The organism is Pseudomonas sp. BN417 (assembly GCF_029871205.1).
GTDB lineage: Bacteria > Pseudomonadota > Gammaproteobacteria > Pseudomonadales > Pseudomonadaceae > Metapseudomonas.
The window spans coordinates 1-10,606 of the sequence record NZ_SSOJ01000045.1 but is presented as its reverse complement, the minus strand read 5'-3'; the positions used below and the strand labels follow the sequence as shown (position 1 = coordinate 10,606).

Genomic DNA, 10,606 nt, shown 5'->3' with positions numbered 1-10,606 from the left:
TCCCATCCTGAGAGCTCGACTCTGTTTCGTAGATTGTGCTCCCGGCCCTCTTCTCCAACTCCTGAATGGTATCCAAGCCCCTCCACCGGAGTGAGGCTGCATGAACAAGGCAAGGATCGAGAGATGGCGGTTATTGGAATCGATGTCAGCAAGCAAAAGCTCGACTGTCTGTGGTTACGCGACCCGGACAGTCTGAAGGTCAAGACCAAGGTATTTACCAATCAAGTAGACGGCTTTGCCGCCTTGATCGAGTGGTGCTGCACCCACAGTGGCGTTGCCGCCGGGGAACTGAAGGTGTTCCTTGAGGCCACCGGGGTCTACCACGAATCCTTGGCGTATTACCTGCACGACCGTGGCGTTCAGGTCTTCGTCCTGAACCCGGCGCAAGTCCGCGAATATGCGCGCAGCCTGGGTATTCGCGGTAAGACGGACAAGCAGGACAGCCTGGTGCTCGCCCGTTTTGGCGCGACCCAAAAGGCCCGACGCTGGTTGCCGGAGGCGCGGGAGATCCGCGAGCTGAAAGCGATGATCGTGCGGTATGAGGCGTTGCAGGAGGACCTCCAGCGCGAACTGAACCGGCGGGAAAAAGCCGAGGTCAGTCAGGCCAGCCTCAGCGTAGTGGCCTCCATCGATACGATGCTCAGTGCCCTGCGTCAGGAGGCCGAACGCCTGAAGCAGGAGATCGACGACCACATCGACCGGCACGACCAGCTCAAACGCAACCGGGAGCTGCTGCGGAGCATCCAGGGCATCGGGGATGTCCTTTCCCGCCACCTGCTGGCGTTTCTGCACAGCCGCGACTTTGGCTGTGCCCGACAATGCGCGGCCTATGCGGGCCTGGTTCCACGCCCCTGGGACTCGGGGACGTCGGTAAAAGGCAAACCACGCTTGACCAAAGCGGGGCAGCCTCGGCTGCGGGCCAAGCTCTACATGGGGGCCATTGTGGCCAAACAGCACAATCCCACGGTCAAAGCGCTTTACCAGCGTCTGCTGGCACGCGGGAAAGCCAAGATGAGCGCCCTGGGCGCGGCCATGCGCAAGCTGCTGCAGATTGCCTATGGTGTGCTCAAGACGCAGACACCCTATCAGCCGCAACCGACCTGAAAGGGTCGGTTGCATCTGATCGGAGAGATGGTATCTACGAACCTGTGCTTGGGATCGTTGGGCTTCGCGGAGCTCTGCCCAACCTACGAGGTCGCTTCGCGGCCCTTGGCGAATGAATTCGCCCCCAAAGAAAAGCTCAGCGTTTGCCGCCCTCCTCCTTGCTGACTTCCTTGTACCAGGCGCCGTGGTGCTTGCGTGCCCAGCCCCTGCTGACCCAGCCATGGAGCATGGCGCTGACGGAGCCCTTGACCCAGATGCCGGCGTAGATGTGGACGATGATGCTGCAGATCAGCACCCAGGCGGCGAAGGCGTGCAGCAGGGACGAGATGCGGATCAGCTCGATGCCGAATAGGTGGCTGAAGTACTCCCGCCAGATCACCGCGCCGGTCAGCAGCAGCACCAGCATGCAGAGCAGCAGCACCCAGAACAGCAGCTTCTGTCCGGCGTTGTAGCGGCCGACTTCGGGCAGATTGTCCTCGCGGTTGTTCACCACGTCCTTCCACTGTTTCAGCCACTGGCTGTCGTTCTTTTCCCAGCGGTTGTGGTGGGCAAAGCGCATGGCCAGCCAGATGAAGAAGAGGAACATGGCGACGCCCAGGAAGGGGTGCAGGATGCGCGTCCAGGGCCCGCCGCCGAAGAAGTTGCTCAACCAGAACAGGGACGGGTGGAACAGCGCCAGGCCGGAGAGCCCGGCGAGCACGAAGAGGATGGCCACCGCCCAGTGGTTGCTGCGTTCGGAGGGGGTGTAGCGTTCGATGTCTTTGTTCATGTCGGGCTCCATACCGGGGTGGTCTTCCCTCACCCCAGCCCCGCTCTGCGCCCCGGCCTGAACGCTTCGCGTTCAGTTGCTCATAGGCACAGGAAGCGGTGCTTCCAAATACATGCCTATTCGCCCCAGAGGGAGAGGGGGCGGTCTTGTGTCTACGTCAACTCGGCGCCTTGGGATCGAACTTGTTCGCCGAGGGGTCAACTTTCTGGACGGTCACGTCGCCCTGAGGCGCTTCGTCTTCCTCCACGCGGTTGGGGCCGACCCGCACGTAGTGGAAGAAGCCGAACAGCGCCACCACGCCCATCGCCAGCAGGCCCAACGGCTTGGTCACGCCCTTCCACAGGCTGACCATGGGGCTGATGGTCGGGTCGTCCGGCAGGCCGGCGTAGAGCGAGGGCTTGTCGGCGTGGTGCAGCACATACATCACGTGGGTGCCGCCAACGCCCGGCGGGTCGTAGAGGCCGGCATGCTCGAAGCCACGGGACTTGAGGTCGACGATCCGCTCGGCGGCGTGCTCCTTCATGTCTTCCTTGGTGCCGAAAACGATGGCGCCGGTCGGGCAGGTCTTCACGCAGGCCGGCTCCAGCCCGACCGAAACCCGGTCGGAGCAGAGGGTGCACTTGTAGGCCTTGTGGTCCTTCTGCGAGATGCGCGGGATATTGAAGGGGCAGCCGGTGATGCAGTAGCCGCAGCCGATGCACTTGTCCTGGTTGAAGTCGACGATGCCGTTGGCGTATTTGACGATGGCGCCGGGGCTCGGGCAGGCCGCCAGGCAGCCCGGGTCGTCGCAGTGCATGCAGCCGTCCTTGCGGATCAGCCACTCCAGCTTACCCGCCTCCGGTTCGTACTCGGTGAAGCGCATGAGCGTCCAGGTATTGGCCGTGAGGTCTGCTGGGTTGTCGTAGGTGCCGTGGTTGTGGCCGACCTCGTCACGCAGGTCGTTCCATTCCGAGCACGCCACCTGGCAGGCCTTGCAGCCGATGCACTTGGACACGTCTATGAGTTTTGCCACTTCATCCATCTCGCGCACCGAGGGCATCGGCGTGGTGGTGGCGGAGCGGGCGATGATGTCTTGTGATGCCATGGCTCAGCTCCTCATGCCTTTTCCACCTTGACCAGGAACGACTTGAACTCCGGCGTCTGCGTATTACCGTCGCCAACGAAAGGAGTCAGGGTGTTGATCAGGTAGCCGTTGCGCGCCACGCCGGAGAAGCCCCAGTGCAGCGGGATGCCGACCTGATGGACAGTCTTGCCGTCCACGGTCAGCGGTGACAGGCGCTTGGTCACCACCGCCACCGCCTTGATGAAGCCGCGGTTGGAGGTGACCTTGACCCGCTCGCCGGCGGCGACGCCCAGTTCCTTGGCCAGGGCTTCGCCTATCTCGACGAACTGCTCGGGCTGGGTGATCGCGGCCAGCCGGCAGTGCTTGGTCCAGTAGTGGAAGTGCTCGGTGAGGCGGTAGGTCGTGGCCACATGGGGGAACTGGTCCGCCTTGCCGAACATTTCCAGGTCGCCCTTGAACACCCGCGCCGCCGGGCTGCTGGTGACGTTGGGGCTCTCCGGATGCAGCAGGTTGCGCCCGACAGGCGTCTCGAAGGGTTCGTAGTGCTCGGGGAACGGCCCCTCGTTCATCTTGTCCACGGCGAAGAAGCGCGCTACGCCCTCGGGGTTCATGATGAAGGGGCTCAGGCCCGCCTCGGGCGCCGCGTCGACCTTGTAGTCCGGCACGTCGGTGCCGGTCCAGGCCTTGCCGTTCCACCACACCAGGCGTTTCTTCTCTGCATCCCACGGCTTGCCGGAAGGGTCGGCCGAGGCGCGGTTGTAGAGGATGCGCCGGTTCGCCGGCCAGGCCCAGGCCCAGCCGAGGGTCTGGCCCATGGCGTAGGGGTCGGCGTTGTCGCGGCGGGCCATCTGGTTGCCGGCGGCCGTCCAGCAGCCGGCGAAGATCCAGCAGCCGCTGGCGGTGCTGCCGTCGTCGCGCAGCACGCCGAAACCGGGAATCTGCTCGCCGGCCTTGAGCAGCACGGCACCGGTGGCCGGGTCGGTGAGGTCGGCCAGGGCCTTGCCGTTGAACTCGCGGGCCAGCTCGTCGGGCCATGGATCATGGGGACGCTGGTAGCCCCAGTCGAGGCCGAGGATCGGGTCCGGGAAGGCCCCGCCCTCTTTCGCGTAGAGATTGCGCAGGCGATGGAACAGGCCGCCCATGATGGCAATGTCCGTGCGCGCCTGGCCGGGCGGCTCGGCGCCCTTCCAGTGCCATTGCAGCACGCGCCCACTGTTGACCAGGGAGCCGTCCTCCTCGGCGAAGCAGCTGGTGGGCAGGCGGAACACCGTAGTCTGGATGCTGGCGGTGTCGACGTCGTTGAACTCCCCGGCATTGCGCCAGAACTCCGAGGTGTCGGTGGCCAACGGGTCCATGATCACCAGGTACTTGAGCGAGGCCAGGCTGGCAGTGACCTTGGCCTTGTTGGGGAAGGCGGCGATGGGGTTGAAGCCCTGGCAGAAGTAACCGTTCACCTTGCCCTGGGACATCAGGTCGAAGTAGCGCAGCACGTCATAGGCCGGTACATCGAGCTTGGGCAGCCAGTCATAGCACCAGTTGTTCTCGGCGGTTGCCGACTTGCCGAACCAGGCCTTCATCAGGCTGACGTGGAACTTGCCGTAGTTCTGCCAGTAGGACATCTGCCCCGGCCGAATGGGCTTGCTGGCGCGCTTGTCGATGTAAGCCGCGTAGTCCTGCTCGGCTTCGGCCGGCAGGGTCAGGTAGCCCGGCAGGGAGCTGGAGAGCAGACCCAGGTCGGTCAGCCCCTGGATGTTGGAGTGGCCGCGCAGGGCGTTCATCCCTCCGCCGGGCATGCCGATGTTGCCCAGCAGCAGCTGCACCATGGCGCCGGTGCGGATCATCTGCGAGCCCACCGAGTGCTGGGTCCAGCCCAGGGCGTACATGATGGTCATGACCTTGGTCGGGTCGGACGTTTCGGCGACCAGGCCCCAGACCTGCTCCAGCAACGCCTTCGGCGTACCGCAGATGCTGCTGACCAGTTCCGGGGTGTAGCGGCTGTAGTGCTGCTTCATCAGCTGGAACACACAGCGCGGGTCCTGCAGGGTCGGGTCGGACAGCACGTAGCCGTCGTCTCCCTTGGCATAGCTCCAGGTGGACTTGTCGGGGTAGGAGCGCTTGGCTTCGTCGTAACCGCTGAACAGGCCGTCCTTGAAGCTGAAGCCTTCGTTCACGATGAAGGGCGCGTCGGTGTAATTGCGCACGTACTCGTGCTGGATCTTGTCGTGGCTGATCAGATGGTTGATCAGGCCGCCGAGGAAGGCGATATCGGTACCGGTGCGAATGGGCGCGTAGTAGTCCGCCACAGAGGCCGATCGGGTGAAGCGCGGATCGACCACGATCAGGCGGGCCTTGTTGTGCGCCTTGGCTTCGGTGACCCACTTGAAGCCGCAGGGGTGGGCTTCGGCGGCGTTGCCGCCCATTATCAGCACCAGATCGGCATTCTTGATGTCGACCCAGTGGTTGGTCATGGCGCCACGGCCAAACGTCGGAGCAAGACCTGCTACCGTCGGGGCGTGTCAGACACGAGCCTGGTTATCGAACCCCAGCATGCCGAGGGAACGCACCACCTTGTGGGTGATGTAGCCGGACTCGTTCGACGATGCCGATGCCGCGAGGAAGCCGGTGGTGAGCCAGCGGTTTACCGTCTGGCCCTGGGCATTCCTCTCGACGAAGTTGGCATCGCGGTCGGTCTTCATCAGCTTGGCGATGCGGTCGAGGGCGTCATCCCACTCGATGCGCTTCCACTCGCTGGAGCCGGGCTCGCGTATTTCGGGGTACTTGAGTCGGTTGGGGCTGTGGATGAAGTCCAACAGGCCCGCGCCTTTCGGGCAGAGGGTGCCGCGGTTGACCGGGTGGTCCGCATCGCCCTCGATATGGATGATGTTCTGCGCGACGTTCTTCGCCGCATCGCCCTGGCTGTACATGATCAGGCCGCAGCCGACCGAGCAGTACGGGCAGGTGTTGCGCGTCTCGATGGTACGCGCCAGCTTGAAGTGCCGGACCTGGTCGGCGAAGGCTTCCGGGGGTGCCACCCCCAGAGCCGCCAGGCTTGATCCTCCAAGGCCCACGGCACAGACCTTGAAGAATTGTCGACGGTTCATGTCCATCGTGCTTTCCCACCTCATCAGGCAGACCCGGCCCGGTACATTGCCGGGCACATATCTCTTAGAAGGTTAGCCAGCTTCGGGGGTAATGCCAGAAGGAGCCAGCAGCGCGGGTGCTCCTGTAGGAGCCGTCCCATGGTGTCGGATTCAAACCGCGGGTTTTCCCTCCAGCCCAGCCAAGGGCAGTCGAGCCGCCTTTGGCGGATGAAGTCGCCCACAGAGTGTTGAGCCACCAGACACAGCTCACATCTCCCAATCCGCAAAGTCCTTCAGACGCTTCGCCAGATGATCCAGGCCCATCGATGGCGCCAGGGGCAAATGCTGACAGCTGCTGACGGGCCATGCCCGCCCCCCTGGCTCTGCGGTGATGATTTTCCCCGGCACAGACGCCTCGGGCATACTGTGTGCCCCTCGATTTCCGGAGATCGCCATGCCCAAGGCCTGGTGGCTGCTCGCCCTGCCCTTCGTCGCCGGCGCCTTCCTGCCCCTGCAGGCCGGCATCAACGGCCAACTGGCGAAACAGATTTCCAGCGTGATGTGCGCGGCCCTGGTGTCCTTCGCGGTCGGTACCGTCGCCCTGCTCGCGGTCGTGCTGGTGCAGCGCGAGCTACCGACCCTGGACGCACTCAAGGGCCTGAGCTGGTGGCAATGGGGCGGCGGCCTCCTGGGCGCGGTGTTCATCGCCACCGCTGCCTTCGCCGCGCCACGCATCGGCGCATTGCTGTTCATGACGCTGGTGCTCGCCGGTCAGCTGAGCATGGCGCTGATGCTGGACCATTTCGGCTGGGCCGGCTTCCGCGAAGCGCCCATCAGCGCTGGCAAGCTGGCCGGTCTGGCGTTGATCATCGGCGGCGTCTGGCTCATTCGTCGGGGCTGATCAGCGGCAATATCATTCTGATGTTATTGCCAGGACAGAAGGACTAAGCTCAGCCGACCTCTGCTGTATCTGTGATCACAGAAAGATGAGCGACGCCGATCTCACGCAGTCTCCGGCACATTTCAGCCTCTGGCGCGAAGTGCAGGACACCAGTACGCGCACGCGGCTGGGCGGCATCTACTACCTCCTCGCCTGGCTGCTGTGCTGGCAGTTCAGCGCCGAGCCGGCGCAGCAACTGGTGGTGGGGCTGGGCGGCAGCGCGTTCTTCGGCCTGCTGCTGGCCGCGCGCCTGCTCCACCTCCCACCGGAAGCGGGCAACGAACTGGAGCTGAAGCTCTGGCTGGACCGGCACTGGGGCGTGATTCTGCTGTCGTCCCTGGGTTGGGGCCTGGCCCACGCCTGGGTGCTGATGGCGCCATCCTTCCAGCCATCCAGCCTGATCGCCACCCTGGCCACCATCGCCTTCAGCACGGCGATGACCTTCAACTTCGCCATGCGCCGACGCCGCGCGGCACTGGCCATCCTGCTGCTCTACGTGCCGGGCCTTGTGACCCTGGGCCTCGATCCCGAGGGCTCCCGCGCCGAGCTGATCACCCTGGTGTTCTACCTCAGCTACCTGCTGCTGGCGCTCAACCGCAGCCACCGCGAATACGGCGCCATGCTCGAGCTGGAACTGCAGCTGCTGGAGCAGCGCCAACGGCTGGACACCCTGAGCCGCACCGACGGCCTGACCCAACTGGGCAACCGCTACCAGTTCAACAACCTGTTCCCGGCCATGTGCGCCAGCTCCCAGCGCCATGGCAGCGAGCTGTCGCTGCTGCTGGTGGACATCGACTTCTTCGAGCGCATCAACGACGAGCATGGCCACAGCATGGGCGACGCCTGCCTGCGCGCCTTCGGCGAGCGCATGCGCGAGGTGTTCCGCCGCGACAGCGATGCCCTGCTGCGCCTGGGTGGCGAGGAGTTCGGCGTGCTGATGCCGGACACCGGCATGGAGCAGGCCCGGCAGCTGGCCGAGCAGTTCCGCGAGGACCTGGCCAACCGCGGCTTCCAGCTCGGCGACCAGCACCTGCCGATCACCGCCAGCCTCGGCTTGGGCTGCTTCGACGAGCGCGATGGTGGCAGCGCCGAGGCCTTCTTCAAGCGCGTGGACGATGCCCTGTACCGGGCCAAGGCGCTGGGGCGCGACAGGTTGGAGTTGGCCGTCGACTGAGGCTGCGCCGCCCTGCCCCGGCATCGCCCTTTGTGGGGGCGAATTCATTCGCGAAGCAGGACGCAGTCCTGCCAAGACGGGGCGACCCAGAAATGTTGGGCTTCGCTTCGCTCAGCCACAACCTACGGGAACGCTCCCTGTCCGTCCCGCCCCGTCCTGCTTACAACCTGAACCTGCTCATCTGCTGCGCCAGGTCGCCGGCCAGGCGGCTGAGGGTCTGACATTCCTCGCGGCAGCCGCGCACTTCGCTGGCGGTGGCGTGGGCCAGGTCGGCAATGCCCTGGACGTTGCGGTTGATTTCCTCGGTCACCGAGGACTGCTCCTCGGTCGCCGCCGCCACCTGGTGGTTCATGTCACTGATGCGCTCTACCTGGTCGGTGATGGCGCCCAGGGAAGTGCCGGTGCGCTGGCTCGCCTCGACGCCGGTACCGGTGGCGGACTGGCCGGCGTGCATGGAATACACGGCCGTCTCGGCGCCGTGCTTGAGGCGCTGGATCATCTGCTGGATTTCGTCGGTGGAAGCCTGGGTGCGGCTGGCCAGGGTGCGGACTTCATCTGCGACCACCGCGAAGCCGCGGCCCATCTCGCCAGCGCGTGCGGCTTCGATGGCGGCGTTCAGCGCCAGCAGGTTGGTCTGTTCGGAGATGCCGCGGATTACCGCCAGCACCTGGTCGATGGACGCCACCTGGCTGGCCAGTTCGCTCACCGCCGAGGCGGCGAGGCCGATCTCGCTGGACATCTTTTCGATGTGGTCGACCGACTCGCCCACCACCCGGCGTGCCTGCAGGGATTCGTCGCGGGCGTGTTGTGACGCCTGGGCGGCGGCGCCGGCATTTCGGGCGATCTCCTGCACGGTGAGGCCCATCTCGTGCACGGCGGTGGCCACCATATCGGTCATTTCCTGCTGCTGGCCGGCGCGGCCGGCGGTGTTGTCCACCACCTGGGCCACCTGGCCGACCACCTTGTGCAGCCGCTCGCTGGTGTCCAGCACTTCGCCGATCAGGCTGCGCTGGCTTCCCAGGAAGCGGTTGAAGCCACGGGCCAGATCGCCCAGTTCGTCGGCGCGGGATTCGTCCAGGCGACAGGTCAGGTCGCCGCCACCACCGCCAATTTCCACCAGCGCGGAGGTGACCTGGCGGATCGGCCGAACCAGCCCACGAGCCAGCAGCACCACCAGCAGCAGGCAAAGCGCGAGCACGCCGAAACCGGCCAGGCTGCTGGTCCACATGGCCTGGCGCGCCTCGGCGTAGATTTCCGCCTCCGGCACTTCGCTCACCAGCAGCCAGCCGAGGCTTTCCAGCGGCCGGGCCAGGGCGAGGAAGTCCTCGCCATCGCGGCTGAAGCGGATGGCCTTGCTGCCAGCGCCCAGCAGTTCGGCGGCCGGGCCGGCGCCGAAGACCTCGGCCAGGCGGCCGCTGCCGTTCAGGGCGGCGTCGGGGTGGACCTTGATGCTGCCCTCGCGGTCCATCAGGAACACCCGGCCGCGCTCGCCAAAGCGGAAGTCGCGGATCATCTCGGACATGGACTGCAAGCTGTAGCCCAGGCCCGACACGCCCAGCGTCTTGCCGTTGCGGATGATGCGCTGGTTGATGAACAGGGTCGGCTGGCGGGTGCCCTTGTCGATGTCGATTTCCAGCACCCGGTTCCGGTCGCTGTCCGCCAGCCTGTAGAACCACTGGTTCTCCGGCTGGCTGCGGTCGATCGTGCGCGCCAGGCCCGTGCTGGTGTAGTAGTGGCCGCTGTCCAGCACGGCGATGGAGGTGGTCATGGCGTTCTGTTGGGCGCGCACGCCTTCCAGGTAGCGGGCGAAGGCCTCGGCGCGGGCCGGGTCCTCGCCTTCGGCCAGCCAGTCCTGCACCAGGGCGTTCTCGGCGATGCCGGCGTTGGCGGTGATGGGCGCGGCCAGGGTGCGCTCAAGGGCATTGCCGATGGCCTGTACGCGGGCGGGCAAGGCTTCATCCAGCAGGAAACGTTCGGTCAGGCGGTTCATCAGAACCGAGTAGATACCGATGACGATCAGGATGCCGGCGAGCAGGGCCGCGCCCATGCTGAAGATCAGCTGCCACTGAATGCTGCGTTGCCAGAGGCGCATGGAGTTGTCTCCTTGGATTCTTGTTAGAGGCGATCTGCCGGTCACGGGGGAAGGATTGTATACAGGATGATCAACAACTTTTCCTGACTTTGCAGACAAACTTTATCGGCAGCTAACGCAAGGGACTTGATGCCCCATCACTCGACGATGGCGAACTCCAGACGAGCGGTCTGACCGGCTTCGTCGAGCACGCTCAACTGGTGCCGGCCACTGCGCCTGAATACCTGGTTGAAGCTTTCATCCGCGGCAATTGCCGTGATCGGCGCGCCGTCCAGGAACCACCAGAGCCGGCCGCTGCCCCCCAGGGCGGAGAGCTTCAGGCGCAGGGGTTCAGCGCTGCCGGAGGGGCGGCGCAGCTGGTCGCCCTCGCGCACTCCGACGATG

At 65.2% G+C, this 10,606-nt stretch carries 7 protein-coding genes and 1 pseudogene; 3 read left to right on the top strand and 5 right to left on the bottom strand.

Annotated elements, in window-relative coordinates; translation table 11 throughout:
• Positions 1-123 precede the first annotated feature (123 nt).
• Complete coding sequence (locus tag E8F11_RS04380; protein ID WP_280286854.1) at positions 124-1,104, top strand: IS110 family transposase; 981 nt, start codon at positions 124-126, stop codon at positions 1,102-1,104.
• 136 nt (positions 1,105-1,240) lie between these two features.
• Here the strand turns inward: E8F11_RS04380 and E8F11_RS04375 are convergent, their stop codons facing one another.
• From E8F11_RS04375 to fdnG, 3 genes are all read right to left on the bottom strand, one after another.
• Positions 1,241-1,873 (bottom strand): formate dehydrogenase subunit gamma, encoded by a 633-nt coding sequence (locus E8F11_RS04375; protein WP_280287592.1) that lies wholly within the window; start codon positions 1,871-1,873, stop codon positions 1,241-1,243.
• A gap of 157 nt (positions 1,874-2,030) precedes the next feature.
• Positions 2,031-2,957, bottom strand: a complete 927-nt coding sequence (gene fdxH / locus E8F11_RS04370) for a formate dehydrogenase subunit beta (RefSeq protein WP_280287591.1) — start codon at positions 2,955-2,957, stop codon at positions 2,031-2,033.
• Positions 2,958-2,968: 11 nt separating this feature from the next.
• A complete protein-coding gene (gene fdnG / locus E8F11_RS04365) occupies positions 2,969-6,043 on the bottom strand; it encodes a formate dehydrogenase-N subunit alpha (protein ID WP_280287590.1) in 3,075 nt (1,024 codons plus the stop codon).
• Between the two features lie 427 nt (positions 6,044-6,470).
• Here fdnG and E8F11_RS04360 point away from each other — a divergent pair, with 427 nt between their 5' ends.
• Together E8F11_RS04360 and E8F11_RS04355 are read left to right on the top strand one after the other, a co-directional pair.
• Positions 6,471-6,917, top strand: a complete 447-nt coding sequence (locus tag E8F11_RS04360; protein WP_280287589.1) for a DMT family transporter — start codon at positions 6,471-6,473, stop codon at positions 6,915-6,917.
• 85 nt (positions 6,918-7,002) lie between these two features.
• Positions 7,003-8,130, top strand: a complete 1,128-nt coding sequence (locus E8F11_RS04355; protein WP_280287588.1) for a GGDEF domain-containing protein — start codon at positions 7,003-7,005, stop codon at positions 8,128-8,130.
• Between the two features lie 160 nt (positions 8,131-8,290).
• Here E8F11_RS04355 and E8F11_RS04350 read toward each other — a convergent pair whose 3' ends face one another.
• On the bottom strand, positions 8,291-10,222 hold the full coding sequence (locus E8F11_RS04350) for a methyl-accepting chemotaxis protein (RefSeq protein ID WP_280287587.1): 1,932 nt from the start codon (positions 10,220-10,222) through the stop codon (positions 8,291-8,293).
• A gap of 137 nt (positions 10,223-10,359) precedes the next feature.
• A pseudogene (locus E8F11_RS04345) lies at positions 10,360-10,606 on the bottom strand (penicillin-binding protein 1C); the annotation flags it as partial.